The sequence below is a fragment of the Campylobacter sp. BCW_6464 genome, from assembly GCF_001762775.1.
Classification (GTDB): domain Bacteria; phylum Campylobacterota; class Campylobacteria; order Campylobacterales; family Campylobacteraceae; genus Campylobacter_D; species Campylobacter_D jejuni.
Map to the genome: position 1 here is coordinate 13,608 of NZ_MJXM01000027.1, position 26,063 is coordinate 39,670.

The following is a 26,063-nucleotide window of genomic DNA, read 5'->3' on the forward strand; positions in this document are numbered from 1 at the left end:
TTCGTTTTATTGATCAGCTTCCTCTATAAGTTGAATAACCAAAAGGAGAAAGGGTTATTGGAACATGATAATGTTTTTGATCTTTAGAAAGCTCAAAACTTACCTCTACAAAAGGATAAAAAGTATTTATTTTGTGTGATGTGTAATAGTCTTTTGTAAAAAATTTAAGCTTATAAATTCCAAAAGCCCTATTTTCAGCTTTTTCATATGGTAATAAATCCCCTATTCTACCATTTTCTTCGGTAAATTCTTCACTTACTTTTTTCCACTGTTGATTTGCTTCCAACTTATAAAGCTCAACTTTTACTTTAGGAGCGGGTTGTCCAGAAGTAATATCCAAGACATGAGTGCTTAATTGATATTCAGTAGCACTCAAAAACATTGGCACGCTTGCTAATATTAATAAAGTTTTTTTAATAGAAAACATTTTCTCTCCTTATATAATATTTACAAGGAATATTATATAAGAGCATTATTAATAATTAAAATCAAATAATAAAAATTATAAATTAATTATAATTATTTAATTGTTAGACTTATAATAAAAAATAATTATAAATTATTTTTTAAGCTCTTTAATACGTGCTGCTTTACCGCGTCTATCTCTTAAGTAGAATAATCTTGCACGGCGTACACGACCACGACGCAAAACAATAATACTTTCCAAACTCTCACTATAAATAGGGAAAATTCTCTCAACGCCAACATTATTAGCACCCATTTTACGTACGATAAAAGTTTCGCTTACGCCATTACCTCTTCTAGCAATACAAATACCCTCAAAATTTTGGATTCTTGTTTTATCTCCTTCTTTGATACGAATTGCAAGCTTTAAAGTATCACCAGCACGAAAATCTGGAACATTTTTACCTTCAATTTGTTTTGCTTCAAATTGTTCTATATATTTATTTTTCATAAAAATCCCTTATTTTTTGCGTTCATGCTCTAAAAATAAATCTGGACGAAAAAATTTCGTTTTGCAAGACGCCAAAGTAGTTTTTAAACTTGCAATTCTAGCGTGATTACCCTTTAAAAACTCTGAAGGAGTATAAAATTTTTGATTTTTTTTCTCAAAAATAAAAGGTTTTGAAAAAGCAGGTGCTTCGAGTAAATTATTTTCAAAGCTTTCTTCTTCCAAACTTTCCATATTCCCTAAAACCCCGTTAACATTTCTTAAAATCGCATCACACATTACAAGCGCAGGTAATTCTCCTCCTGTTAAAATAAAATCCCCTATGCTAAAAACTTCATTCGCAAAAATTTCAAGCACTCTTTCATCTATACCTTCATAGCGCCCACATACAAAAACTATGTGTTCTTTTTTACTTAAGCGTTTGGCGTCTTTTTGATTAAAAGTTTTACCACTTGGATTTAAAAAAATAAAATAGGGATTTTCTTTTTTTTCTTGAATACTTTTTAACACCTCATACATAGGTTCAACTTGCATCAAAAGTCCAGCTCCACCACCTATTTTATAATCATCGACTTTATGATAAGAATTTTTAGAAAAATCTCTTGGGTTATAAAAATTAAGTTTGAAAAGTTTTTTTTCTTTTGCTCTTGCAAGTATAGAATCCTGAAAGTAAAATTTCATAAGATTAGGGAATAAAGAAACGAAACTAAATTTCATGAATTTTCTAAAATTAAAAAAGCATCTTGCGTGCAAAAAATCTGTCGTTTTTCTATATCTATATTTTTAACAAATTTATCTAGATACGGAATAAAAAATATTTTAGAATATTTTTTATTCACCCATTTTTCATCACTTTGAATTTCAAATAAATAAGAAGCTCCAATTTCCAAGATATCAACAACTTTACCTAATCTTTTATCTTCTTCAAAAACTTCACACTCTAAAATATCAAAATAAAAAAACTCATCTTTTTTTAATTTACAAGTTTGTCTGCTTTTCTCGATACTCTGAAAAAGAATAAGATTGGTTAATTCTTTAGCTTTTTCTATATCTTCATAATTCTCAAATAAAACAGTAGAATTGCTTGCATTATAATGCTTAATCTTTAATATTTCTTTGGTATTTTTTATAAAAAAGGTAGCATCTTTTTTAAATTGAGAAGAAAAGTCGCTCAGGTTATGCAATTTTACATAACCCTTAAGACCCACAGTTTTACCAAGTTTTGCAACTTGAACAAAATCTTTTTCACTCAAGTGCTTTTACCGTTACCCTATAAGAACTTGCATCCTTGCTCTTATAAGCAGAGATTACGGTTTTTATAGCATTGATCATTTTTCCATTTTTACCTATAAGCTTACCTGTATCAACCTTATGTGCAAAAAGAACAATCTCAAAAAAATTTTCACTTAATTCAATTTTTTGAGTGTTAATCTGTTCAGGATAATCTGCAATTAATTTTGCGTATTCCCTAAGAAAATTCTCTACCATGATTATTTGCTAGTGATAGAAGCAACTTTATCGCTAAGTTTTGCACCAACACTTTTCCAATAAGCTAAACGCTCTGCATCAACTTTAATTACCTCAGGTTCTACCATAGGATTATAATATCCAATACTTTCTATCCAACCACCATCGCGACGTTTTCTACTGTCTGTAACCACAATACGATAAAATGGTCTTTTAGTTCTACCCATTCTTGTAAGTCTAATAACTGTCATTTATACTCCTTAAAAATTAAAAATTTTATTTATAGATACTATAAAAAGTATTTATAAATAAAATTTAAAATTGTCTTCTAGCTTGGCTCATCATTTGTGTCAAATTCTCCATTCCTTTTTTGCCTGAAAATCTTTTTGCAAGTTTTGCTGCATTACTAAATTGTTTTAAAAAACGATTGACTTCTACCTGAGAAAGACCTGCTCCCTCTGCTATACGACGTTTTCTAGCATTATTTAACAAATCAGGATTTTCTCTTTCTTTTGGAGTCATTGAAGAAATCATTGCCTTAATATGTATAATCTCTTTAGAATTATCCAAATCTATATCTTTTACCGCATTTGCCATTCCGCCAAGCCCTGGTATCATACCGATTAAAGACTTCATACTTCCTAATTTTTTAATACTTTCCATTTGGTTAAGAAAATCATTAAAATTAAATTCACCTTTTTTGATTTTTTGATTGAGTTTTTTAGCTTCTTTTTCATCAATCACTGCAGCAGTTTTTTCAGCTAAAGTAGCCAAATCACCCTCGCCCATGATACGACTTACTATGCGATCTGGTATAAAAACTTCTAAATCTGCTACTTTTTCACCTACACCAATAAATCTTAAAGGAATACCGATTTGTTTTGCTATACCTAAGGCTACTCCACCTTTAGTATCTGCATCAAATTTTGATAAAATTACCCCGCTGATACCTAAAACTTCATTAAAACTAGCCGCAGTCTTAACCCCATCTTGACCACTCATTGCATCAGCAACATAGAAAATCTCATCAGGATTTAAAACATCCTTAACTGCTTTTAATTCATTCATCAAAGTCTCATCTATAGCCAAACGCCCAGCAGTATCCACAAGCAAAACATCCACCATAGAACTTTCAGCCTTTTTTAAAGCCTCTTTAGCAACCCTAATAGGATCTTTTTCATTTTCTATGAAGAAAAGTTCAATTTCATTAGCTTCACAAAGTTGTCTTAGCTGCTCCACTGCCGCTAAACGCTGTAAATCACAAGCTGCAACTAAAACTTTTTTATTGCGTAATTTTAAATAATTTGCAAGTTTGATAGTGCTTGTAGTCTTACCGCCCCCTTGCAAACCTGCCATTAGAACTACTGTTGGGGGTTTAGAAGCAAAAACAAAACCTTGATTTTTGCCATTGACACTTAAAATATTTTCTAAATTTACTTTAATGGCATTTAAAAATTGTTTTTGACCTATTCCGTTTTGCTTTACATCTTCTTCTATCGAAGTCAAAAGCTCTTTAGTTACCTTATGGTGAACATCTGCTTTTAAAAGAGCTTTTTTTAAGGTTTCTAAAGCGTTCTTAAGTGCTTTTTCATCATCAACAAAACGTAATTTATTAATCGCTGATTTAAAAGATTCGCTAACTAACTCAAACACTTTATCACCTTTCTATAAAATTTTTAAATTAAACCTTGCATTATACAAAATTTTTTCTTAAATGGCTTTAAAAATCTAAATTTTTTATCTCAAAGCCAACTTTTGCAAAACTATTATCTAGCTCAGCCTTAAAATAATAATCAAAAATTTTAATTTCATAACTATGTAAATACATTCTATCGCTTGAAATTTTAGCATATTTTTCATCACCTACAACGCCATGTTTTATAAATTTAGCATGCACTCTGATTTGATGAGTTCTACCTGTTTGAATGACTATTTTTGCTAAGGTTTTTTTTGACTGCAACATAATAGGAGTAATGATACTTAAGGCACTTAAACCATCTTTTGAAACTTTACTTAATGCTCCACATTTTGCTTTTATGGTAAAAATAGGCTCATTCACTTCAACCTCTTCAGCCAAAACCCCATCTAAAACCGCAATATAACTTTTATAAACTCTGTGTTTTTTAAATTCTTCTATACAAAGCTTTCTAAAATCTTCATCTTTGCAAAGCAAAATCACACCGCTTGTTTCTTTGTCTAAACGATTTAAAAGCTTGGCATTAAATTTTTTCTCCAAGTCTTCACTCACATAAGCGTAAGGTTTATTAATAGCAATAATCTTATCATCTTCAAAAATAATTTGAGGATTTTTGGTTTTTATCACATTAAATCTTGCCTTATTGTTCATCAAAGCTCTAGCAACCACAACTTTTTTTCCATGTGAAAAAACACAACCCTTATCAATCAAATCTTTAGCTTCACGATTTGAAATTTTTTCTTGCAAAGCTAAGAGTTTATAAGCTTTTTCTTGCATCAATTCCCTTTTGTATAGTTTGCATGATAAGATCTAAATTTTCTTTTTTGGAAATTTTAGCTTTTAAATTTAAATAATGGATTTTATCATTTAAATCTTTTAAATTTTCACAAAAATATACATTTTCCACTTCTTCAAACAAAGCCTTTTGATTGTGAATAAATTTCCCGCTGATTAATACATTGTCAAAATATGCCACTTCTATAGGATTGTGTCCTCCTATGCCTTCTATGAAAGAACCTCCAAGTACAACAACATCAGAAATTGCATAAAAATTTACAAGCTCCCCTAAAGTATCTAAAAGTAAAATTTTTTTAGAAAATTTCTTATTTTCATCTTTTAAAGAGCTAAATTTTTCAAATTCTAAACCTTTGTTTAAAAGTAAATTTTCAACTTCTTTAAAACGCTCAGGGTGTCGTGGGGCGATAATGAGTTTTTCATTTTCTTCTAGTTTAAAATGATCAAGTAAAAGCTCTTCTTCATCTTTATGAGTACTAGCAAAAATGATAAGTTTTTCCTTAGGTTTGGTATAAATTTTATTATTTTTAATTTCTAAATTTGCCTTAATATTTTTAAAAATTTTAACATTTTTAGCTCCCAAACTTTCAAGTCTTACTTTATCTAATTCACTTTGAGCAAAAACTTCATCAATATAAGAAAAAATTTTTTTATAAAAAAAAGAAAATTTTTGATAAGAATGATAAGATTTATCAGATATTCTCGCATTAAGCAAAATAATCTTAGCCTTATAAATACGTGCCATAAAAACAAGCATAAGCCAATATTCTGCTTCAAAAATTACCAAAACCTTACAAGGATTAAACCAAAAAGGCAAAAAATTTTCAAAAGCAAGATAATTTACCTTTTTACAAAATTCTTTTGCACATTCAAAACCTGTTTGAGTAATAGTAGTTATTCTTGAATCAAATTTCAAAACCAAAGCTTTAATACTTCTTACCTCCCCGTAAGAACAAGCATGAAAATGTACATCAGCTTTTTCTTGATGTAAATTTTTATAAAGAAAAAATCGAGATTTTAAACTAATTTTGTATTTGGATTTTAAAAAAGAAAGCAAAAGAATAAAGACGGCACAAAATAAAAATGCCGTCCAAGTTAAAAAATAATAAAAAAAGATCAATTTTGTTCTTCTTGCTCTTTATAAAGAATTCTTCCGCAATGAGGACAAGTTACAATCTCTTCACCTTTTACAACGGACAGATAAGTCTTATCGTAAATTTTCATAAAACATCCATAGCATGCTTGTTTTTTAACAGGAACTACAGCAGTATTCTTCGCCCATTTGCGAATTTTCTCATAAAAACTTAAAACTTTTTGATTCATCTCACTCACAAGTTTAGTTTTTTTATCATAAACACTCATTCTATCTTTTTCAAGAACTTCCATTTCAGATTTAATACTTACTCTAATCTCGTTAATATTTTGCTCTTGTTTGATTTTTTCTTCTTCGAGTTCTTTTTTATAAGTTTCTTTATTCTCTAAAATTTTATCTAGTCTTACAATCTCATCATTTGCAGCGTCTAATTGCTCTTTTGCGATATCTTCTTCAATTTTTAAAGCATTAGCTTCTTTTTCTGTTTTTACCGCACCACTTTTTTTAGAAAGATCTTTAATTTTTGCTGAAAACTCGGAAATATGAGCATTATTTTGTACTTTTTGATTTTCTATATCTTTGATTTCTTCATCAATTTTTTCTAAATCTGTGTTGATTTTTCCTATTTTTAACTCAGCATCTTTTAAAGTCTTATTAATACTGTCTATTTTTGGTTCATAACTATCAATCTCTTGATCTATTTTTGATAAAAGCACTAATTGTTCAAGATATTTATTCATTTATTTTCCTTAAAAATATTGAAATGGATTTTTTGAAACTGTTATTATAACTTGTAGCGGCAAATTTTTCAAGTCTTTTGCTAAACATTGAGAAAAATATCTCTCACTTTCAAAATGACCCAAATCAATAAGACTGATTTGATTACTAAGCGCCTCTAAAGCTTGATGATATTTAAAATCTCCACTTAAAAAACAATCCGCATCTACTTTAGAAATTAAATCTCCACCACTTCCAGTACATATAGCAATACGCTTAATGTCTTTTTTACCACAATCGCTTACACGTAAAATTTGTAAATTTAACCTTTTTTTCACCCGGTCACACAAAGCTTCAAAAGACATAAAATTTTCTACATAAATCAAAAATTCGTCTTTAAAAGAAATTTTAAAACCTAAAATTTCTTTCGTAAAATAAGTATTTAAATGACTTAAATCATAATTTGTATGCATACTGATTAAAGAAATATTTTTACAAATCATTTCTTTAACAAAAGCCCTAGGATAAGTTTTGTCATATAAATCTTTTAAACCTTTAAATATCAAAGGATGGTGTGTGATAATTAAAGAATTTTCACTCGCTTTTTTAATGATATTTTCATCAATATCTAAGCTTAAATAAACAGTTGAAATTTCGCTATCCTTATCTCCAAGCAAAATTCCACTATTATCCCATGATTCTTGAGTATTAAAAGGACTTAATTGATCTAAAAAATTATAAATTTCACTCAGTTTCATTTAAATTTTTCTTATAAATTTCAGCACAATTTTTTGAAAGCTCACGAATTTTTAACATATAATCTTGTCTTTGTGCTACAGAAATTGCTCCTCTTGCATCTAAAAGATTAAAAGTATGTGCAGCAAGCATACAATAATCATAAGCAGGTAAAGCTAGTCCTTGTTCTAAAATATTTTTACATTCTTTGTAAGAATTTTCAAACTGCTCATTCAAGATTTTAACATCACTTACTTCAAAATTGTATTTACTAAATTCATATTCACTTTGCTTATGCACATCTGCGTATTTAATTTTTTCTCCATTAAATTCACTCCAAACTATATCATAAACATTATCAACATTTTGAAGATACATGGCTATTCTTTCAAGACCATAGGTAATTTCAGCACTTACTAAATCTACTGCTATACCGCCAACTTGCTGAAAATAAGTAAATTGAGTAACTTCCATACCATCAAGCCATACTTCCCAGCCTAAACCCCAAGCACCTAAACTTGGACTCTCCCAATTATCTTCAACAAAACGAATATCATGACTTTTTAAATCAAAACCCAAATTTTCAAGACTTTTAAGATATAATTCTTGGATATTATCAGGACTAGGTTTAATCAAAACTTGAAATTGATAATAAGCACCTAAGCGATTAGGATTTTCACCATAACGTCCATCAGTAGGCCTTCTACTTGGAGCTACATAAGCAGCTGCCCAAGGTTTTTTTCCTAAACTTCTTAAAAAAGTTGCTGGATGAAAGGTTCCTGCACCTGCTGGCATATCATAAGGTTGCATAATCGCACAACCTTGCTCTTGCCAATAATTTTGTAAATTAAGTATCATTTGTGAAAAAGTCATTGTATCTCTCTTTATCGTTCCATATTTTCAATAGGTTTTTCTAAATTTTTATTCATTTCCAAATCAGGCTCTGTCTTAGCTCCAAAAATTTCTGCGGTTTTACTCCACATTAATTTATATTTACGCTTGAGAAATTCTATCTCTTCACGCGCATGTTTTAACTCATTGTTTAAGGTTTCTATAGTTTTTCTATCTTCATCATAAAGTTCTTGCATAGAATAAAGAGCATCTTTTAAAAATTTATTCTCATTTTTTAATGCTTCAAGTGTTTCATCTTTAGCATCTAAAACTTTTTCATGTAAATTTAAAATAGTTCCTATTGTTTTTTCAACAAAACTTTCCCCTGCTAAAGTCATTGAATTTACCATTGCAGGTTGAGATTTTGCAGCACTAGGCACCACACTAAAAGTACCTTGATGAGCTTCGATGTAAATTTTACCCTCTTCTTCTTTAAAATTTAAAGCCCCATTAGCCATCATACCCTTAACCACATCTTCATTTAAATGCACAAGTTTACAAAATTCTTCAAGTTCAAGATAGGTTTGCATTTTTATCCCTTATAATAAAACTTCTACTTCTTTTGAATCAGATACAAGTTTTTTTTCTTTTTCAAGACGATCTTCTTTAAGCTTTTGTGCTAAATCAACATCATAAATAGCTAAAATTTGCATAGCCAAATAAGCAGCATTGATTGCTCCAGCCTTACCAATAGCTAAAGTTCCTACAGGAATTCCACTAGGCATTTGCACCGTAGAAAATAAAGAATCCATACTTGCAAGATTGCTTCCTGACATAGGCACTCCCAAAACAGGTTTTGTTGTATAAGCTGCAACAGCTCCAGCTAAATGCGCTGCCATTCCAGCTGCTGCTATAAAAACTTTCGCACCTTTTTCTTCAGCATTTGCAATATACTCTTTTGTTCTTTTTGGACTACGATGAGCTGATGAGATAATAAGTTCATACTTTACCCCAAAACTTTCTAAAGTTTTAGCAGCCTCTTTCATAGTCTCATAATCACTCTTGCTTCCCATTAAAATAGAAACAAAATTCATCTATATTTCCTTTCTTAAAAAACTTAATGCACTGATTTTACTTGGTAATTGAATTTCATGTTCATTGCCGCTATGAATTTCACTAAATTCTTTATTGTTTTTAGCAATGAGTTTTTTAAACTCTATAAAATATTTATCCTCTTTTTGATAAATTTTACCTAGTTCATTATCGCAAGTTTGAATCACATCGCCTAAAGGAGCTAAAATTTCATAAGGCGTGTTTAAAACGATTTTCCCTTTACATTTAAAAAAGCTTCCATCTTCGCTTATAGCATGCACTTGATAAGAACCTTCTTCTATGCTTGTATTATGATTTTGTGTGTCGGTTTTTTCTAAAGGACGCGAAACAAGATAGCCATCTGTAAAACCACGATTCTTAAGCGTAGCAATCTCTTTTTCATACTTGTTTGACTCAAACTTACCCTCTAAAACATCCTGTATAGCCATTTTATAAGTTCTTGTTGTAAGCGCAACATAATATTCGCTTTTGGTGCGTCCTTCTATCTTAAAAGCACTGATACAATTTTCTTGCATGATTTTTTCTATATAAGAACAAAGATTTAAATCTTTGGAATTAAAAACATGAGTACCATTTTCATCTTCTTCTAAACGAAATAAAGTACCATTTTCTGGATTTTTAGCATAAAGCTCATAATTAAATCTGCAATCATTTGCACAAGATCCACGATTACTCATTCTTCCACTTTGCACAGAGCTTATTAAACAACGCCCAGAATAAGCAAAACACATAGAACCATGCACAAAGGCTTCAAGTTCAATATCGCAATTTTCTTTTAAAGCTTTAGCATCTTTAAGCCCTAATTCTCTCGCAATTACAACCCTTTTAGCGCCCATATCCTTATAAACTTGAGCATCTAAATAATTTAAAATATTCGCCTGAGTAGAAACATGTAAAGAAATTTCAGGTGCAAGCTCTTTAACAAGACGCATAGTTCCAACAGAAGCTACAATAAAAGCATCGGGTTTCATCTCACGTAATTTTAATATATGTCTTTTTAAGCCTTCAATTTGAGAGCTTAAATGAAAACCATTTAAAGTAACATAAATTTTCTTACCACGCTCATGAGTATATTTGATAGCTTCTTCAAAACTTTCATAATTAAATTCTCTTGCAGTGCGCGATCTTAAAGAAAAATTATTCACACCCGCATAAACCGCATCTGCGCCATAAGCTAAAGCAATTTTTAATTTTGTGAAATTTCCTGCAGGAGCTACTATTTCAGGAATGATCATTTTTGCCCTAAACTTGCAATTAAAGCTTCTATATCATCATTACTTACAACATCAGCAGTACTATCACCTTCAATATGCACTGCAGAACTTACACGTTTTTTATCATCAATTTTACCTTCAAATAAAGAACTCATATAACGGCTTAAAGCACGCATTACATTAATAACACGTTCGATTTTTTGACGATGTATATCTTGATACTGCATTGCATCCATTGCCATCATCGCTTCATCTTGTCCGCTTTGAAGATTTCCGACAATCTCCTTAGAACTTTTTTTAGCTTGATTGTTTAATTCTAAAGCTTCACTGAAACTTTCCACATTAGGGAATTTTTCATTAAGTTTAGAAAAAATATCAATATTTTTTTCTATTGCTTTATTTATTTCTTTGAGTAAACTTTCAGAATCCGCAAAAAAATTATTAATACTTTCAAGCTTATCCATCATTTCCGTTGCTTTAAGCTCGCTATCTTTTGTAACATCATCTAACTGATGTACAACTTTATGCTCCTGATTTGGTGGGGGTGGTGGCCATACTACACTAGGATTAGGTTTGTAATCAGCTATTTTGACATCTTCTAACATCAAAGCATCTTCTTCGGTATTCGATTCTTCGGTTTTTATCTCTGCTTCTGTCTCTGAATCAAGATCAACATCACCATTCATCAAAGCATCAAGCTCTTCTTGAGTCATTTTTTTCCCTTTTTTAAATCTAGATTTTCAATAATTGCTCAAAATTATAATCAATTTTATCTAAAACAAAAATATAAATTTTTATTTTTTAATCTTTTTAAATTAAATTTTTAAATTTATTAAAAAAAATATATTAATTAAATCTTAATTAAAAATTTTATGATATAATTTTATAAATTTAATTACGTAAAGGAGTAAAAATATGGGAAAATTTGTTAATAATATAGATGATTTTTTCAAATTTTGCAAACAAAATGAAGTGCTTTTTGTTGATTTTCGTTTTACAGATATGATAGGAACTTGGCATCATATTACCTATAATCTTCATGCAATCAATGAAGAAACATTTCAAACTGGCATTCCATTTGATGGAAGCTCAATCCATGGATGGCAGCCTATAGAAAAATCAGATATGATTTTAAAACCTGATGCTCAAAGTGCTTTTTTAGATCCTTTTACAGCTGATCCTACTATCATAGTATTTTGTGATGTGTATGATATTTACAAAGGACAAATGTATGAAAAATGTCCAAGAAGCATAGCAAAAAAAGCAATGGAACACCTTAAAAATAGTGGCATAGCTGATACTGCTTACTTTGGACCAGAAAATGAATTCTTTGTTTTTGATAGTGTAAAAATAGTTGATACTACTCATTGTTCTAAGTATGAAGTTGATACCGAAGAAGGAGAGTGGAATGACGATAGAGAATTTACCGATAGCTACAATACTGGACACAGGCCAAGAAACAAAGGTGGATATTTTCCAGTTCAGCCAATTGATTCTTTAGTAGATATTCGTTCTGAAATGGTTCAAACCCTTGAAAAAGTAGGTCTTAAAACTTTTGTTCATCATCATGAAGTTGCACAAGGACAAGCTGAAATAGGAGTAAATTTTGGCACGCTTGTAGAAGCAGCTGACAATGTTCAAATTTATAAATATGTTGTAAAAATGGTAGCTCATTTAAATGGCAAAACTGCCACTTTTATGCCAAAACCTTTATACGGAGATAATGGCAATGGTATGCATGTTCATATGAGCTTATGGAAAGATGGAGTAAATTTATTTTACGATAAAGATGGATACAGTGGACTTAGTCAAACTGCTATAAATTATATAGGTGGAATTTTAAAAAATGCTAGAAGTGTTGCAGCTTTTACAAATCCAAGTTCCAACTCTTACAAAAGAATAGTTCCTGGCTTTGAAGCTCCTTGTATTTTAACTTATTCTTGTCAAAACAGATCAGCAAGTTGTCGCGTTCCTTATGGCATAGGTAAAAATTCAGCTCGTATAGAAATTCGCTTCCCTGATAGCACTGCTAATCCTTATTTAGCTTTTGTTAGTCTTTTAATGGCAGGTCTTGATGGAATCAAAAATAAAACCATTCCTGTGGGTCCTATGGATGAAAATTTATTTGATCTTACTTTGGATGAAATACGTGAAAAAGGGATAGAGCAATTACCACATACTCTAAGAGGAAGTTTAGAAGCTTTAATCCGACATAATTCTTATTTAAAACCTGTAATGAGTGATATTTTTATCGATGACTATCAGCATTTAAAATTTGAAACACAAGTTTGGCCAGTAGAAGCTCGTCCAACTGCTTATGAATTTAAAACTTGCTACTCTTGCTAAAAATTTAATGGCGTTTAACACGCCATTAAACTAAAAAAGAATTAAAAATTATTTATTTTATATCAACTATCGCTTAAGCTGATTTACAATTCCTAGCATATCATCACTTGTTGTAATTGCCTTAGAACCCGCTTCATAAGCTCTTTGTCCTGTGATAAGATCCGTCATTTCTTCAACAAGCTGAACATTACTAAGTTCTATAAATCCATGTCTTATTGTTCCAAGCCCATCTTGTCCTGCTATACCCGCAACAGGTGCACCACTTGCTCCTGTTTCAAGATAAAGATTATCACCCATAGAATGAAGACCCGCTGGATTTATAAACTGAACTAGCTCCACTTGGCCAATTTGAGTTTCTTGTTGCTCCCCTGGTAGCATTACAGAAACGGTTCCATCTGTAGCAACATTAATTGCTGTTGCGCCTTCAGGTATTGTCATCTCAGGTAAAAGTCTATAACCATCTGAATTTACAATATTACCTTCATTATCTTTTGTAAATTGCCCATTTCTAGTATATCCTATAGTGCCATCAGGAAGTTGTATTTGAAAAAACCCATTACCTGCAATAGCCATATCAAGACCATCAGTACTTGTTGATTTTAAATTTCCTTCAGTAAAAACTTTAGTTACCGCTGTTGGACGCACACCCACACCCACTTCTATACCCGAAGGAGAAAGAGTAGTAGCCGAAGTCGAAGTTCCTGCATACTTCATAACTTGATACATAAGGTCAGCAAATTCTGCGCGACTTTTCTTAAAACCTGCTGTATTAACATTGGCGATGTTATTTGAAGTAACATCAATTTGTGTTTGCTGCGCTACCATTCCCGTAGCAGCAGTATGAAGTGATCTCATCATTTTTAATCCTTTTTTTATTTTATTTTAAATTATTTAACAGCTGCAAGCTTATTGATAGCTTCTTGATTTAAGTCATCCATATGAGCTGTCATAACTTTTTGATACATTTCTACCATTCTGTTTGCTTCAATCAGTCCTACCATTTCAGTAACTGGATTAACATTTGATCCCTGAGAAAAACCTTGGCGAATAGCATTGGAGTTTTCCAAATCTCTAATGCGGGTTAGATCATCTATTTTATAGACATTATCTCCATCTTTTTGCAAAGCTCTTATATCATCTACTTGCGCTACAAATAATCTTGCATTTTGAACTCCATCAACTTCAATGCTTCCGTTTTTATCAACGCTAATTTGAACAGCACCATTAGGAATGCGTATGCCAGCATTCTGAGGATTATTAAAATAATCACTACTTAACACCTTGTATCCTTGCTTATTTACCAAATAACCCTCATCATCAAGTTGAAAATTTCCATCTTTAGTTAATCTTACTTCTCCATCTTTGGTCTGAACCAAATAAAAAGCATCTTCTCTAGTCATTGCCAAATCCAAAGGATTGTTTGTAGCCTTTAAAGAACCTAGGCTAAAATCCGTATATTCTTGAGAAACTTGTGGGATTCCATCTATTGTAGTATTTACAAAACGAGATGCATCTCTTGTGTGATTTTCTATAGGCAACTCATCCTGAGTTTCTTTAAAAATCCTTTTAAAATCTGCAATAACCACATCATCTCTTTTGTATCCACTTGTATTAATATTGGCAAGATTATTAGTAATCACATCAAGTTTATTAAACTGAGTTACCATTCCGCCAGTTGCTTGATAATATCCATTTTGCATATTTTCACCTATAAAATTAAGATTTTATAGCTATAAAAGCAAAGAGTGTTCCAACTTTTAAAAACAAAGAAAAATAAATATTTGAAAGATTATTAGGAGAGAATTTTAAACTATAAAAAGCAAGATTTGACTCAATCTTGCTTTAAAATCAATTTTAATCCATTTGACGACGCAAGAAAGTCGGTGTTTCAATTTGCGCCATTATCTCTTCATCGTAACCACCGCTTACCTTTTTAAGACTTAAATAAGGATTTTTCTTAGAAGCTTGAGCTTCTTCGGTAGATTTTTTAGCTACTGTATCTTTATCTTCAAATCCTGTCGCAATAATAGTCACTTCAACTCTATCTTCCATGCTATCATCTGTGGTAGAACCAAAAATAATCTTAGCATTTTCATCAACAATTTCTTGTATACTATTTGCTGCTGCTGAAATTTCAAACAAAGAGCAATTAGAACTTGTTTTAAAATGTAAAATAACTCCCTTGGCACCTTTAATATCCATTCCATCAAGCAAAGGAGATTCTATAGCGTTTGAAAGAGCCTCTTCTATAGCATTTTCACCACTAGCACTACCAACACCCATAAGTGCGAGTCCGCGATGACTCATGATGGTTCTTACATCCGCAAAGTCAACATTAATATCTCCATTATCAAGCAAGATAGACACCATACCTTTTACAGCACGAGCTAAAATATCATCAACCAATCTAAAAGCATCTTTAATGCCTGCTTTTTTATCAATAATGCTCAATAATTTTTCATTTTGAATTACAAGAATAGAATCACTTTCTTTTTTAAGCTCAAGGAGACCGCTTTCAGCAAGTTTTTTTCTTTGTTTTCCTTCAAATGCAAAAGGCATAGTTACAACAGAAACAGTTAAAGCTCCAATCTCTTTAGCTGCTTGTGCAATAACTGGAGTGGCGCCCGTTCCAGTACCTCCACCAAAACCTGAAGCAATAAATACAATATCACTTTGACTAAGACTTGCTTTTATTTCCTCAAAACTTTCTCTAGCGCTTTCTGCACCTACTTCAGGAAGCATACCAGCGCCTAAACCTTTAGTTTTTTTCTCGCCAAGTTGAATTTTAGTTTTTGCTAATGAAATTGAAATAGCTTGTGCATCAGTATTTGCTGCAATTAAATCAAGATCATTTAATCCCATTTTAACCATATGGTTGATCATATTACCGCCACCGCCACCGCAGCCTATAACCTTAATTTTTGCACCTTTATTATGTTGCATTTCTTCTACTAAAAATTCACTCATAAAAATTTCTCCTTGTTAAAATTGATTCATAATTTTATGCCAGATATTTGAAAAAACGCTAGGTTTTTTTTCTTTTGGCTCTTTAAAATCTAATTGTTCTTGTATTGCAATTGTATCATTTTCTTGCAAATTTTCATCAAAAAAATCAGATTTTATTTCACTTTCTGCATCTTTTTGCAAAACAATATCTTGTTTAATTTGACGATTAAAATTTTCAATTTCCCCTTTATATCTTAATTTTTCATTAGAATCAAGTTCATAAGGCGTAAAATACCCAGCTCCATATAAACAAAGTCCTATAGCACAAGTATTTTCAGGATCATTAAAAATTTCACTAAAACCAGTAATCAAATCTTTTCTTGCAGTAGCTAGTCTAACTGAGCGATTATCAAATGTTGCAGGAGCTAGCTCATCAATACCTGCTAACTTAGTCATTCCACCTGTTAAAACAACTCCACCGCCTATAGCATTGGCATAACGATTATCACTTAAGATTTTTGCCAAAATCATCAAAGTTTCTTCCGCTCTTGCATAAATTACGTTTGAAATAATATCCAAAGAAACTTCATTAACCTTTCTTTCATCACCCATTGAAGGAATTTGTATAAGGGTATTAGGCTGTTGTGAAAGAGCTGCATAATTAAGCTTGATTTTTTCTGCTTCTTTTAAAGGTGTATGCAATGCCATTGATAAATCTTGGGTGATATTAATCGAGCCAATTTGCAAACAATCATTATATCTAATTGAATTTCCGGTATGAACAACCATATCACAAATCGCTCCACCCATATCAATCAAAACAGCGCCTAATTCCTTTTCGCTATCATCTAAACAAGCTATAGCTGAAGCATATCCTGAAAGAACTATATTATCCACTCTTAAATCAGCTAATTCAACCGCTTTCTTAAGATTTTTAATATGAGATTCTTGTGAAATCACTATATGGGTTGAAACTTCTAAACGATTACCACTCATTCCCAAAGGATCATCAACATGTTCAAGATCATTAACCTTAAAATTATAAGGCAAAACATGAATAATTTCATAACCACTTGGTAGATTGGCAGTATGCTTAGCTGTACTTACAGCACGATGAATTTCTTTAATGCCTATTTCATGATTTGGAATATTAACAACACCTACACTATCAACGCTTTTAGTATAAGCACCTGATATAGACACCACAACCTTATCATAATGAACTCCGCTCATCATCTCGGCACTTCTAACAGCTTCTTCAATAGATTTAGAAGCAAGCTCTATATTGGTAATGGCACCTTTTTTAACCCCGTTGGTTTTTGACTTGGAAAAACCAATAATTTTTAATCCATCTTCATCTTTTTGAGCAATAATGGCACAAGTCTGGGTTGAGCCTAAGTCAATTCCTAATATATTCAAAATCAATTCCCTTTATAATAAATTTTTATTGGATATATCTTTTTAAGTTCATCAACAAGTTCTTGCTTAAGCTCATTTGCTTTTAAATTTTGCAAATTTTGCTCAAGCATAGTTTTGTATTGTTTAAATTTATCGGAGTTCATATCTAATTTTTGTTTATTTATTTTATATAATATTGCTTTATTGTCATTAATGATCACATAAGAACTATTTTGATCAGCATTAAATACATTCATTAAAAAATAAGCAAATTCAGAATCATTTAATATCTTATCACTAAGCTTTACACTCTCGCGAGAACTATCTCGACTTACAAAGCCTATATCATCGCCTTTAAAATTTACTAAACTATTTTTAGCTTTTTCTTCTAAATTTTTTCTAGCTTGTTCGCTTAAATACATAGGTAAAACTTCTTCTCTAGCTTCTTCAAAAGTTTTATTTCTTATAGGATCTACTTTATTTAGTTTAACTATGATATATCCGTTATTATAAGGTGCTGGTCGTAAAACATCTCCATTTTTAGCTTTATTCAAAAGATCAATTGGATAATAAACATCAGATTCACTAATATTTTGATCTTTTTGAAAATTATCTTTCCCATTTTTTAAATCTAAAAATTTAGCATTAGCCACATTCTTTAGTTGCATTAAGGCGTAATCTTTAGCAACTTCATTTTTAGCAGACTGAAAATCCATTACTTTACCTGCAAAATCTTTATATTTTAGTTTATTTTCATCTTGATTATAAAATTTTTCTAATTCTTTGTCGTCAATTTTCTCATTGCTAACTGGCAAAAAATAAGTTGAAATTTCATATATTTTTTTAGTTTTATAATCTTCTTTATGTTCATTCCAAAGCTTTTTTAAATCCTCTTCATTAATCTTAATATTTTTTTTGTCATAATCAATTTTTGCAATACTTAAGGCATCTTGCATGAAATAACTAGAAGCTAACATTTTTAATTCCTCATCTTTGCTAGGAATATTAAAAATTTGATTAAGTTTATCAGTAATTACTTCATTTGCAAGTTGTGTTTCATAATCTTTTGGAGTTAAATTATTGGCATTTAAAAGTTCATAATAAATTGTTTTGTTAAAATCCCCTGTAGGATCTTGAAATTCTCTAGTATTTGCAAGTTTTTGTAAAATTTCATTCTCGTTTACGCCAATACCCAAATCTTTGGCAAAATTTAACAAAAGCTTATCTTCAACAAGAGAGCTTAAAGCTATATTTTTAATGCCTAGTTGCTCAGCATTTTCTGGAGTTAAAGCACCATTGCTAATTTGATTATAATAACTTAAAATTTGTCTATATCTAGTATCAAATTCACTAAAACCTATCTTTTCATTTCCTACAGTTGCAACACTCGAACTTCTATTGAGATTAAAATCATAAGCACCCCAACCTAAAAAGCCAGCGCCAACAAAAGCTATAGTACTAACCCATATAGTAACAACAAGATATTTTTTGTGATGTTGCATCCAAGTAAGCATATCATTCCTTGATTAAATTTAAACTAGATATTGTATCGTAGAAGTGTTTAAGTGGAGTTTAATTATAAAATTTTTACCAAAAAATATTTGTTCTTTAAATTTTATGATTTTTACAATGAAATTTAGTTATAATTATAGTTTATAAAAATTTATTAGGATTGATTTTGGAAATTCCTCATATCCCAGTTTTGCTTAATGAAGTTCAAGAGATTTTTAAAAATCTTAAAACAGGTTATTTTTTAGACTGCACTTTAGGATTTGGCGGACATAGTGAAGCTTTGCTTAAAAATCATCCTGATCTTAAATTCATTGCTTGTGATCAAGATCAACAAGCTTTAGAATTTTCTAAAAAACGCCTTAAAGATTTTCGCAATAGGATAACTTTTATGCAAAGTAATTTTAGTGAAGTTTTAGAAAAAATTTCACATAAAGAAGAATTAAGAGGTATTTTAGCAGACATTGGAGTTTCTTCATTTCAGCTTGATAATAACGAAAGAGGTTTTAGTGTAAATTCTGACTTTTTGGATATGAGAATGAATCAAAACTCCAAAATATCGGCTTATGAGATTATTAATACTTATACAAAAGAGCAATTAACTTCCATTTTTAAAGATTATGGAGAATTATATGATGCACATTTTATTGCTAAAAAAATTTGCCTAGAAAGAAGTAAAAATCCAATCAAAGGTGCCAAAGAGCTTTATCAAATCATAGGAAAAGGTAAACAAAATCATAGAAAAATTTCCAAAGCTACTTTAGCATTTCAAGCCATTAGAATAGAAGTAAATCAAGAACTTAAAGTGCTTAAAGATTTTCTTGAACATTTAGAAAATTTAAAACCAAAAAATTGCATTTTAGCTATCATTAGCTTTCATTCTTTAGAAGATAGAATAGTAAAACAATTTTTCAAAAAATGGTCAAAAAACTGCATTTGTAATGAAAAAATAATGCGTTGCGAATGTGGAAATAACCATAGCCTAGGACAAATAATAACTAAAAAAGCTATAAGTGCGAGCAAGGAAGAACTTTTAAAAAATTCTCGCTCTAGTTGTGCTAAAATGCGGGCTTTTTATTTTAATAATTTGGATAATAAATAATGCTAGAAGATGATTTTATAAAAGAACGCCAAAACATACGCCAAAAAATGCTGAAATTTTCTCGCGCCATAAATCAAGGCAAACCGCTTGATGATGATTTAAGAGATGAAATTTCTAGCGATGATATTTTAAGACGTCGTTTTAAAAAAAAGACTCCTAATAAATTCTTAGAAGAACTCGATGAAGAGTATGAGTCAAAACATACTAAAAAATCAAATATATATTTAAAAGAAGATCTGATCAATGTTAAATTAGAAGAAAAGCAATCTCTTGCTAAAAAATTTTTTTCCAAAATGAAAGAAAGGAAAAAAGAAGAAAATAAAAAAACTAAAAAGATTTTTTCGTTTGGAAGAAAAAAAATAAACGAGATAAAAAATATTCAAACCAAACCAAAAATTCAAACAAAAAATGATCAAAACCCTATCCAAGATAAAAAAGAAAAAAAAGAATCTATAAAATCTATAGAAAAAATTCAAAAAACTGAGCCTAAAATACAAAATTCCCAAACTATAGAAAAACGACCTGATATTAAAAAACAACCCGATATTAAACAAAGTTTGGAAAATTTACAAAAAAAGATAACACCACAAGAAAATAAACAAGAACTTCCAAAACCATCCAATCAAGCCCAAGAAAAACAACAAAATGATGAAGATGCTCAAAAGGCAAAAAATGTTTTATTAGAAGGCTACTCTAATGCCACCAAAGAAGATAGAAACCTAAATTTCAATCATCTTCTTTTTGCGGCTTTACTTGTTAGTTTTGCGTTATTTTTATTTGCTCCACAAATTTATATTAGAAATCAAATTTATTATCTTAGTAGAGAAATTGCTACATTAAGAACAGAAGAAAGCGTTTTAAACGAAGAAAATAAAGATTTAAAAAGAAGGCTTGAAAATATGCGATTCCAAAATCAAATTTTAGACTATTTAGAATGAATAATCTTATCTAAAACATACTGCTCTAAATTTGCTTTTGGAATTTCCTCTTTTAAGGCTTCCTTATAAATTTCACCTGCCATTATAGAGTATTTTTCATAAGCAAAATAAGGGAAATGCAAAGCCCAGGCTTTTTGTATTATTTTTTTTGAGATTATTTTGCGAGTATAAACTTTAAAAATATCATATCCTATAAATACACAAGCAGTAACCATAACAGCACTCACTATGCTTATATGAAAGTCAAGTTTTGTTAAAAAATAATGAGTAATTAAAAGCAATGGTAACAAAACCACAGCACAAAAAACACCAAAATAAATATAAGAATTTAGAATTTTGAAATTAAAATTTAGCTTAGAAGGATCTACAAGCATACCGTCATTAAAAAGTGCATTTGCCTCTAATAAATCCTTCACTAAAACAGGTTGTTCTGATACTTTAAATAAAAAACGAAGGCTAAATTCTTTAAATTTTTTCATAATCCATGCTTTATTTTTTAATTAAAATTTTATCTAAAGAAAATTAATTTTTACTAAATATAAACCTCTTTCAATTGCTTATTAATTCTTCTGTAATTCTAGCGATTTCTAATTCTTCATCTGTAGGAATAACAAGCACTTTAACTTTAGAATTTGCATGATTTATCATTCTTTCGCCCGAAATCCTTTGTTTGTTAAGTTCAAAATCTAACTCGATACCAAGATGAGCTAATCTCTCACATACTTTTTGTCGAACCAAACTATCATTTTCTCCTATACCACCTGTAAAAATAATAGCATCGGTTTTTGGCAACACGGCAAAGTAGGATCCTATATATTTAACAAGACGATAACAAAACATATCAAGAGCCAAGCGTGCTTTATCATTACCTTGTTCTATCTCTCTTTCTATATCTCTAAAATCATTATAACCGCAAATTCCATATACTCCACTTTTTTTATTCATCAGTGTATCTATTTCTTCTATAGTTAAACCTTTGATATGACTTATAAAAGGTAAAATAGCAGGGTCTAAATCTCCACAACGCGTTCCCATAATAAGTCCTTCAAGTGGAGTAAAGCCCATAGAAGTATCTACACTCTTACCTTTTTCTATAGCACATACACTTGCGCCATTTCCAAGATGAGCAGAGATGACATTTAATTCATTTTGATCTTTTTGAAGAAATTTTGCCGCTCTAGAACTAATATAAGCATGAGAAGTCCCATGAAAACCATATCTTCTAATATTATGCTTATCATAAAAATCATAAGGCAAAGCATACATATAAGCAAAATCAGGCATAGTGCGATGAAAAGCTGTATCAAAAATAGCTGCATTAGCAACACTAGGTGCAGCTTTAATCATTGTTTTTATACCTGCTAAATGGGCAGGATTATGCAAAGGAGCAAAAATACTAACCCTATCTATCTCTTTAAGAACATAGTCATCTACTAAACAATGCTCACTTAAATTTCTTCCCCCATGAACTATACGATGACCACAGCCATCAAGAGCATTTAAATCCGCTAAAATTCCTGATTCTTTAAAAAGCTCATTAACTATACTAAGTCCTTCTTCGTGATTATTTATTGTTAATTCTCTTTCAAAACTTTCATTATTTAAAACATTTTTTAATATAACTTTTGAATTTTGCTCTCCGATTTTCTCTACTAAGCCACTGGCTTTAACGATTTTATTATCAAAAAATTTAAATTTAATCGATGAAGAACCTGAATTTAAAACTAAAATTTTCATTTATTATTCCTTTCTATTGAGCTTGTATAGCACTTAAAATAACAGTATCTACAATATCATCTACCAAACATCCACGACTTAAATCATTAACAGGTTTTTTAAGACCTTGTAAAATAGGACCGATTGCTAAAGCATTAGCGGTTCTTTGAACTGCTTTGTAACAAATATTTGCTGCATTAAGATCAGGAAAAATATATACATTTGCATGGCCTGCTATCTTAGAATTTGGCATTTTCTTTGCCGCAGTCTTTAGATCATAAGCGCAATCAAACTGCATAGGACCATCTATATTTAACTCAGGGTATTTTTCTTTAGCAATTTTTAATGCTTCTTTTACAAGATCTACACTTTCCCCTTTACCGCTATCACCACTAGAATAAGAAAGCAAAGCTATTCTTGGTTCAAGTCCAAAAGATTTAGCAGTCATAGCACTTACATAAGCACTAGTTGCAAGCTGTTCAGCAGTTGGACTTGGATTTACAGCACAATCAGCAAAAGCTAAAACTTGATCTTCAAGCCCCATAAAGAAAATTCCCGAAACAGAACTAATACCTTCTTTGGTTTTAATAAGCTGCAATGCAGGGCGAATTGTTTCAGCCGTAGTAGTTGATGCTCCACTAACCATAGCATCAGCTTTTCCAGTATGTATAAGCAAAGTTCCAAAATAAGTTTTATCCTGAACTAGCATCTTAGCCTCTTCTAAACTCATTCCTTTAGATTTTCTTGCCTCATAAAGAATGGAAGTAAATTCTTGATTATATTCTGAATTGAGCGGATTCATAATTTGTATAGTACTTAAATCAAGACTTAATCTAGCAGCATCTTGTTTGATTTTTTCCTCATCACCCAATAAAATAAGATCAACAACTTTACTTTTTAATAAAATTTCAGCAGCTTTTAAAATTCTCTCATCATTACTTTCTGGCAAAACAACAGTTTTTTTATTTTTTACGCTTTGTTTAATCAATTCATATTTAAAACGATGCGGAGTTATAAAATCATACTCTTCAAGCTTTTGCACTTCTTCAAAATTAAATTTTTCATTAATCAAAACATAATTACGACCATCTAGGGCATGATCGAAATATTTTTGAGCTATAAGTTTATCTTCATCGTTAATAATAGCAGCGATAGGGGTATTAAGATTTTTAGCCAATTTTATACTAAGATCAAATCCATCAAGTATTCCAAATTCGCAAAAGCTATTTACAAGCACAAAATCGTATTTGCGTTTTAACTCTTCATATTCTTCTAAAATAACATTAAAAAAATTATGAGGATCTTTGCTAAATTCCTCCATTGCCTCTCTAAAGGTAAAACCATAAGCGCTTTTTACAGTTTGATTGATATTAAATTCTTCCAACCAACCTTGCAAAACAGGGACGCGATGTATGTATATTACAGGGCAATAAATTGCGATATTTTTGTAAATTTTGCTATAATTTTTAAGCAAATTTGTACTAATAATAGTATTTAACTCATCACTTCTAGATCTCATCAAATAAAGATTTGCCATCATTTTCTCCTTAAATTTATAAATGTGGAACACTCTTTGCTTTTTCTAATTTTAACAAAGAAAAATAAAAATTCATATTTTAAAGGACGAAAATGAAAAAAGTTTTATTTTATGTGTTACCGTTTGCATTTTTTGGTTGTTCTGCAACGGTTGATCCGCAAATTTCAATGAAACCACCTGCTTATGTAGAAGAACTTGCACCAAAACAAAGTAATAATGTAGAAAGTGCACCAGGATCACTTTTTGGCAAAGGGGATAATCCTTTATTTTCAGATAAAAAAGCTATGAATGTAAATGATTTAGTTACAGTTGTTATACAAGAAAGTACCACTCAAAGCACACAAGCTAATAAAGCAACAAGTAGAACTAATACCTCAAATTTAGGCGGAGGTGCTTTAACAGGAAGTTCAGGAGTGGTAGCCAATGCTCTTAATAAAGTCAATGCTTATTCTAATATAGGCTTTCAAACCAATAGTTCAAACAAGTACACAGGAACAGGCTCACAAAGCAGAAATGAAAGTTTCAATACTACAATTTCAACGCGTGTAATTAAAATTTTATCAAATGGTAATTATTTTATCGAAGGCTCAAGAGAGCTTTTAATCAACGGAGAGAAACAAATCATACAATTAAGCGGTGTTATTCGTCCTTATGACATCGGTCAAGACAATACTATAGATAGTAAATATATAGCAGATGCTAAAATTCTTTATAAAACAGAAGGTGAAGTGGATAGAAGCACAAGAAAACCTTGGGGTAGCAAAGTTATAGAAGCGATATGGCCATTCTAAAAGCAAGGTTAAACCTTGCCTCTTGGCTTTTATTCTTTTACAGCCCTACTTTTAACCTCATCTTCAACTTCAGCTAAAAATCTATCTACAAGTTCACTTTCTTTTAATTTGGCTACAACTTCACCATGTCTTATAACAAGCCCTTGATTTTTCCCAAAGGCTATAGCCACATCAGCGCCCTTAGCTTCACCTAAAGCATTTACTACACAACCCATAACACTGATATTTAAAGGTTCTTTTATATGCTTGGTTTTTTCTTCTACGATTTTAATCGCGCTTAACAAATCACTTTGAATCCTACCGCAAGTTGGACATGAGATGATATTTACTCCGCTTTTTTGCACTCCACTATCTTGCAAAATCGCTCTTGCTACACGAATTTCCTCTTCAAGCTCACCCGTCATAGAAACACGCATAGTATCGCCTATACCTTTAAGAAGTAAATTTCCTAAAGCTATAGAACTTTTTACAGTGCTATGAAATTTAGTTCCTGCTTCAGTCACCCCTAAGTGAAAAGGATAATCACAAAGCGGTCTTAATCTCTCATAAGCTTCTATAGTTTTTTGAGCATCTGAAGTCTTCATGGAAATTTTAATATCAAAAAAGTCTAAATCCTCTAAAAGCTTGATATTATACATCGCACTTTCTAGCATAGCATCGACACCATAGCCAAATTTATCACTAAATTGTTTTTCTATGGAGCCGTGATTTACACCGATACGTATAGGGATACCCCGTTCTTTACATGCTTTTACCACTTCTTTGATATTTTCTTTAGAACCTATATTGCCAGGATTTATACGCACTCCATCAATAAATTCAGCACAATATACAGCCAAATTATGATTAAAATGAATATCTACGATTAAAGACAAAGGACTTTTAGCTTTAATCTCTTTTAAAGCCCTTGCATCAGCCATATCCAAGCACGCCAAACGCACTATATTTGCTCCTGCAAAATAAAGACGATTGATTTGCTCCAAAGAACCTTCTATATCTCTTGTTTTAGTAAAAAGCATAGATTGAACTGAAATAGGTGCATCACCGCCTATTAAAACATCTCCTACTTTGATTTGTCTGGTTTTAAATCTTTTATACTCCATAACTTCACTCTTTGAAAAATTTTAATATCAAATTTTAACTTTTTATTGCTTTAATTAAAGTTTATTTTTGATAATATATTTAAATTTCATGACATTTAAATAT

General features: G+C 30.6%; 29 protein-coding genes. 4 read left to right on the top strand and 25 right to left on the bottom strand.

Annotated elements, in window-relative coordinates:
• Positions 1-13 precede the first annotated feature (13 nt).
• The 16 genes from uraH to AJ885_RS01340 form a co-directional block, all read right to left on the bottom strand.
• Positions 14-427, bottom strand: a complete 414-nt coding sequence (gene uraH, locus AJ885_RS01265) for a hydroxyisourate hydrolase (RefSeq protein ID WP_002852246.1) — start codon at positions 425-427, stop codon at positions 14-16.
• 132 nt (positions 428-559) lie between these two features.
• On the bottom strand, positions 560-916 hold the full coding sequence (gene rplS / locus AJ885_RS01270; protein ID WP_002861395.1) for a 50S ribosomal protein L19: 357 nt from the start codon (positions 914-916) through the stop codon (positions 560-562).
• 9 nt (positions 917-925) lie between these two features.
• Positions 926-1,630: a tRNA (guanosine(37)-N1)-methyltransferase TrmD gene (trmD, locus tag AJ885_RS01275; protein WP_004305579.1), complete on the bottom strand. Its 705-nt coding sequence runs from the start codon at positions 1,628-1,630 to the stop codon at positions 926-928.
• Positions 1,627-2,166: a ribosome maturation factor RimM gene (gene rimM / locus AJ885_RS01280; protein ID WP_004305577.1), complete on the bottom strand. Its 540-nt coding sequence runs from the start codon at positions 2,164-2,166 to the stop codon at positions 1,627-1,629. Before rimM ends, trmD begins: the two co-directional genes overlap by 4 nt.
• On the bottom strand, positions 2,159-2,401 hold the full coding sequence (locus AJ885_RS01285; RefSeq protein WP_002861392.1) for a KH domain-containing protein: 243 nt from the start codon (positions 2,399-2,401) through the stop codon (positions 2,159-2,161). Before AJ885_RS01285 ends, rimM begins: the two co-directional genes overlap by 8 nt.
• 2 nt (positions 2,402-2,403) lie before the next feature.
• On the bottom strand, positions 2,404-2,631 hold the full coding sequence (gene rpsP / locus AJ885_RS01290) for a 30S ribosomal protein S16 (RefSeq protein WP_002852274.1): 228 nt from the start codon (positions 2,629-2,631) through the stop codon (positions 2,404-2,406).
• Between the two features lie 64 nt (positions 2,632-2,695).
• Positions 2,696-4,033, bottom strand: coding sequence for a signal recognition particle protein (gene ffh / locus AJ885_RS01295; protein WP_002861391.1), 1,338 nt, complete (start codon positions 4,031-4,033; stop codon positions 2,696-2,698).
• Positions 4,034-4,100: 67 nt separating this feature from the next.
• Positions 4,101-4,853 (bottom strand): RluA family pseudouridine synthase, encoded by a 753-nt coding sequence (locus tag AJ885_RS01300; RefSeq protein ID WP_004305576.1) that lies wholly within the window; start codon positions 4,851-4,853, stop codon positions 4,101-4,103.
• Positions 4,834-5,991 carry a lipid IV(A) 3-deoxy-D-manno-octulosonic acid transferase gene (waaA, locus tag AJ885_RS01305; protein ID WP_004305574.1) on the bottom strand — a complete coding sequence of 386 codons (1,158 nt, stop codon included), beginning with the start codon at positions 5,989-5,991 and terminating at the stop codon, positions 4,834-4,836. The genes AJ885_RS01300 and waaA overlap by 20 nt, the downstream gene beginning before the upstream one ends.
• Positions 5,988-6,704 (bottom strand): zinc ribbon domain-containing protein, encoded by a 717-nt coding sequence (locus AJ885_RS01310; protein ID WP_002861388.1) that lies wholly within the window; start codon positions 6,702-6,704, stop codon positions 5,988-5,990. Before AJ885_RS01310 ends, waaA begins: the two co-directional genes overlap by 4 nt.
• Positions 6,705-6,713: 9 nt before the next feature.
• A complete protein-coding gene (locus AJ885_RS01315) occupies positions 6,714-7,439 on the bottom strand; it encodes a Nif3-like dinuclear metal center hexameric protein (RefSeq protein WP_002861387.1) in 726 nt (241 codons plus the stop codon).
• On the bottom strand, positions 7,426-8,289 hold the full coding sequence (glyQ, locus tag AJ885_RS01320; RefSeq protein ID WP_002861386.1) for a glycine--tRNA ligase subunit alpha: 864 nt from the start codon (positions 8,287-8,289) through the stop codon (positions 7,426-7,428). The genes AJ885_RS01315 and glyQ overlap by 14 nt, the downstream gene beginning before the upstream one ends.
• A gap of 11 nt (positions 8,290-8,300) precedes the next feature.
• Positions 8,301-8,837, bottom strand: a complete 537-nt coding sequence (locus AJ885_RS01325) for a DUF3972 domain-containing protein (protein WP_004305571.1) — start codon at positions 8,835-8,837, stop codon at positions 8,301-8,303.
• A gap of 9 nt (positions 8,838-8,846) precedes the next feature.
• Positions 8,847-9,341: a 5-(carboxyamino)imidazole ribonucleotide mutase gene (gene purE, locus AJ885_RS01330; RefSeq protein ID WP_002861384.1), complete on the bottom strand. Its 495-nt coding sequence runs from the start codon at positions 9,339-9,341 to the stop codon at positions 8,847-8,849.
• The gene (locus AJ885_RS01335; RefSeq protein ID WP_002861383.1) at positions 9,342-10,595 is read right to left on the bottom strand and encodes a peptidase U32 family protein; all 1,254 of its coding nucleotides are present in this window, start codon (positions 10,593-10,595) and stop codon (positions 9,342-9,344) included.
• Positions 10,592-11,287 carry a chemotaxis protein gene (locus tag AJ885_RS01340; RefSeq protein WP_070280599.1) on the bottom strand — a complete coding sequence of 232 codons (696 nt, stop codon included), beginning with the start codon at positions 11,285-11,287 and terminating at the stop codon, positions 10,592-10,594. Before AJ885_RS01340 ends, AJ885_RS01335 begins: the two co-directional genes overlap by 4 nt.
• A gap of 202 nt (positions 11,288-11,489) precedes the next feature.
• Between AJ885_RS01340 and glnA the strand changes: the two genes are divergently transcribed.
• Positions 11,490-12,920, top strand: coding sequence for a type I glutamate--ammonia ligase (glnA, locus tag AJ885_RS01345; RefSeq protein ID WP_002854995.1), 1,431 nt, complete (start codon positions 11,490-11,492; stop codon positions 12,918-12,920).
• Between the two features lie 66 nt (positions 12,921-12,986).
• Here glnA and flgG read toward each other — a convergent pair whose 3' ends face one another.
• The 5 genes from flgG to AJ885_RS01370 all read right to left on the bottom strand — a co-directional run bounded on the left by flgG (position 12,987) and on the right by AJ885_RS01370 (position 18,778).
• Positions 12,987-13,778, bottom strand: a complete 792-nt coding sequence (flgG, locus tag AJ885_RS01350) for a flagellar basal-body rod protein FlgG (protein WP_002852142.1) — start codon at positions 13,776-13,778, stop codon at positions 12,987-12,989.
• A gap of 29 nt (positions 13,779-13,807) precedes the next feature.
• Complete coding sequence (locus tag AJ885_RS01355) at positions 13,808-14,620, bottom strand: flagellar hook-basal body protein (protein WP_002861380.1); 813 nt, start codon at positions 14,618-14,620, stop codon at positions 13,808-13,810.
• A gap of 154 nt (positions 14,621-14,774) precedes the next feature.
• Entirely contained in the window at positions 14,775-15,887 is a 1,113-nt protein-coding gene (ftsZ, locus tag AJ885_RS01360; protein ID WP_002852071.1) for a cell division protein FtsZ, read from the bottom strand.
• 15 nt (positions 15,888-15,902) lie between these two features.
• Positions 15,903-17,291 (bottom strand): cell division protein FtsA, encoded by a 1,389-nt coding sequence (gene ftsA / locus AJ885_RS01365; protein WP_074487068.1) that lies wholly within the window; start codon positions 17,289-17,291, stop codon positions 15,903-15,905.
• Positions 17,288-18,778 (bottom strand): peptidylprolyl isomerase, encoded by a 1,491-nt coding sequence (locus AJ885_RS01370; protein ID WP_070209884.1) that lies wholly within the window; start codon positions 18,776-18,778, stop codon positions 17,288-17,290. Before AJ885_RS01370 ends, ftsA begins: the two co-directional genes overlap by 4 nt.
• Before the next feature lie 158 nt (positions 18,779-18,936).
• Between AJ885_RS01370 and rsmH the strand changes: the two genes are divergently transcribed.
• Together rsmH and AJ885_RS01380 are read left to right on the top strand one after the other, a co-directional pair.
• Positions 18,937-19,875, top strand: coding sequence for a 16S rRNA (cytosine(1402)-N(4))-methyltransferase RsmH (rsmH, locus tag AJ885_RS01375; RefSeq protein WP_079351421.1), 939 nt, complete (start codon positions 18,937-18,939; stop codon positions 19,873-19,875).
• Complete coding sequence (locus AJ885_RS01380; protein ID WP_004305554.1) at positions 19,875-20,813, top strand: hypothetical protein; 939 nt, start codon at positions 19,875-19,877, stop codon at positions 20,811-20,813. The genes rsmH and AJ885_RS01380 overlap by 1 nt, the downstream gene beginning before the upstream one ends.
• Here the strand turns inward: AJ885_RS01380 and AJ885_RS01385 are convergent.
• The 3 genes from AJ885_RS01385 to pta all read right to left on the bottom strand — a co-directional run bounded on the left by AJ885_RS01385 (position 20,801) and on the right by pta (position 24,069).
• On the bottom strand, positions 20,801-21,292 hold the full coding sequence (locus tag AJ885_RS01385; RefSeq protein ID WP_002855147.1) for a hypothetical protein: 492 nt from the start codon (positions 21,290-21,292) through the stop codon (positions 20,801-20,803). The genes AJ885_RS01380 and AJ885_RS01385 overlap by 13 nt on opposite strands.
• Positions 21,293-21,362: 70 nt before the next feature.
• Positions 21,363-22,550: an acetate kinase gene (locus AJ885_RS01390; protein WP_053872685.1), complete on the bottom strand. Its 1,188-nt coding sequence runs from the start codon at positions 22,548-22,550 to the stop codon at positions 21,363-21,365.
• A gap of 13 nt (positions 22,551-22,563) precedes the next feature.
• Positions 22,564-24,069 carry a phosphate acetyltransferase gene (gene pta / locus AJ885_RS01395; RefSeq protein ID WP_074469949.1) on the bottom strand — a complete coding sequence of 502 codons (1,506 nt, stop codon included), beginning with the start codon at positions 24,067-24,069 and terminating at the stop codon, positions 22,564-22,566.
• 89 nt (positions 24,070-24,158) lie between these two features.
• On the opposite strand from pta, the gene flgH reads away from it, so the two are divergent.
• Positions 24,159-24,857: a flagellar basal body L-ring protein FlgH gene (gene flgH, locus AJ885_RS01400; protein ID WP_002861373.1), complete on the top strand. Its 699-nt coding sequence runs from the start codon at positions 24,159-24,161 to the stop codon at positions 24,855-24,857.
• A gap of 29 nt (positions 24,858-24,886) precedes the next feature.
• On the opposite strand, the gene ispG is transcribed toward flgH, so the two are convergent.
• Positions 24,887-25,960, bottom strand: a complete 1,074-nt coding sequence (gene ispG / locus AJ885_RS01405; protein ID WP_002861372.1) for a flavodoxin-dependent (E)-4-hydroxy-3-methylbut-2-enyl-diphosphate synthase — start codon at positions 25,958-25,960, stop codon at positions 24,887-24,889.
• Positions 25,961-26,063 lie beyond the last annotated feature (103 nt).

Coding starts and splice junctions, on each gene's coding strand:
- purE (WP_002861384.1), bottom strand. CDS start 9,341: ATGAATTTTGTTTCTATTTTAATGGGAAGCAAGAGTGATTATGAGACT.
- rpsP (WP_002852274.1), bottom strand. CDS start 2,631: ATGACAGTTATTAGACTTACAAGAATGGGTAGAACTAAAAGACCATTT.
- glnA (WP_002854995.1), top strand. CDS start 11,490: ATGGGAAAATTTGTTAATAATATAGATGATTTTTTCAAATTTTGCAAA.
- uraH (WP_002852246.1), bottom strand. CDS start 427: ATGTTTTCTATTAAAAAAACTTTATTAATATTAGCAAGCGTGCCAATG.
- rplS (WP_002861395.1), bottom strand. CDS start 916: ATGAAAAATAAATATATAGAACAATTTGAAGCAAAACAAATTGAAGGT.
- pta (WP_074469949.1), bottom strand. CDS start 24,069: ATGATGGCAAATCTTTATTTGATGAGATCTAGAAGTGATGAGTTAAAT.
- AJ885_RS01380 (WP_004305554.1), top strand. CDS start 19,875: ATGCTAGAAGATGATTTTATAAAAGAACGCCAAAACATACGCCAAAAA.
- AJ885_RS01390 (WP_053872685.1), bottom strand. CDS start 22,550: ATGAAAATTTTAGTTTTAAATTCAGGTTCTTCATCGATTAAATTTAAA.
- AJ885_RS01315 (WP_002861387.1), bottom strand. CDS start 7,439: ATGAAACTGAGTGAAATTTATAATTTTTTAGATCAATTAAGTCCTTTT.
- ispG (WP_002861372.1), bottom strand. CDS start 25,960: ATGGAGTATAAAAGATTTAAAACCAGACAAATCAAAGTAGGAGATGTT.
- AJ885_RS01335 (WP_002861383.1), bottom strand. CDS start 10,595: ATGATCATTCCTGAAATAGTAGCTCCTGCAGGAAATTTCACAAAATTA.
- AJ885_RS01385 (WP_002855147.1), bottom strand. CDS start 21,292: ATGAAAAAATTTAAAGAATTTAGCCTTCGTTTTTTATTTAAAGTATCA.
- ftsZ (WP_002852071.1), bottom strand. CDS start 15,887: ATGAGTGAATTTTTAGTAGAAGAAATGCAACATAATAAAGGTGCAAAA.
- flgG (WP_002852142.1), bottom strand. CDS start 13,778: ATGATGAGATCACTTCATACTGCTGCTACGGGAATGGTAGCGCAGCAA.
- flgH (WP_002861373.1), top strand. CDS start 24,159: ATGAAAAAAGTTTTATTTTATGTGTTACCGTTTGCATTTTTTGGTTGT.
- glyQ (WP_002861386.1), bottom strand. CDS start 8,289: ATGACTTTTTCACAAATGATACTTAATTTACAAAATTATTGGCAAGAG.
- AJ885_RS01300 (WP_004305576.1), bottom strand. CDS start 4,853: ATGCAAGAAAAAGCTTATAAACTCTTAGCTTTGCAAGAAAAAATTTCA.
- AJ885_RS01370 (WP_070209884.1), bottom strand. CDS start 18,778: ATGCTTACTTGGATGCAACATCACAAAAAATATCTTGTTGTTACTATA.
- AJ885_RS01325 (WP_004305571.1), bottom strand. CDS start 8,837: ATGCAAACCTATCTTGAACTTGAAGAATTTTGTAAACTTGTGCATTTA.
- AJ885_RS01340 (WP_070280599.1), bottom strand. CDS start 11,287: ATGACTCAAGAAGAGCTTGATGCTTTGATGAATGGTGATGTTGATCTT.
- AJ885_RS01285 (WP_002861392.1), bottom strand. CDS start 2,401: ATGGTAGAGAATTTTCTTAGGGAATACGCAAAATTAATTGCAGATTAT.
- AJ885_RS01355 (WP_002861380.1), bottom strand. CDS start 14,620: ATGCAAAATGGATATTATCAAGCAACTGGCGGAATGGTAACTCAGTTT.
- AJ885_RS01310 (WP_002861388.1), bottom strand. CDS start 6,704: ATGAATAAATATCTTGAACAATTAGTGCTTTTATCAAAAATAGATCAA.
- trmD (WP_004305579.1), bottom strand. CDS start 1,630: ATGAAATTTAGTTTCGTTTCTTTATTCCCTAATCTTATGAAATTTTAC.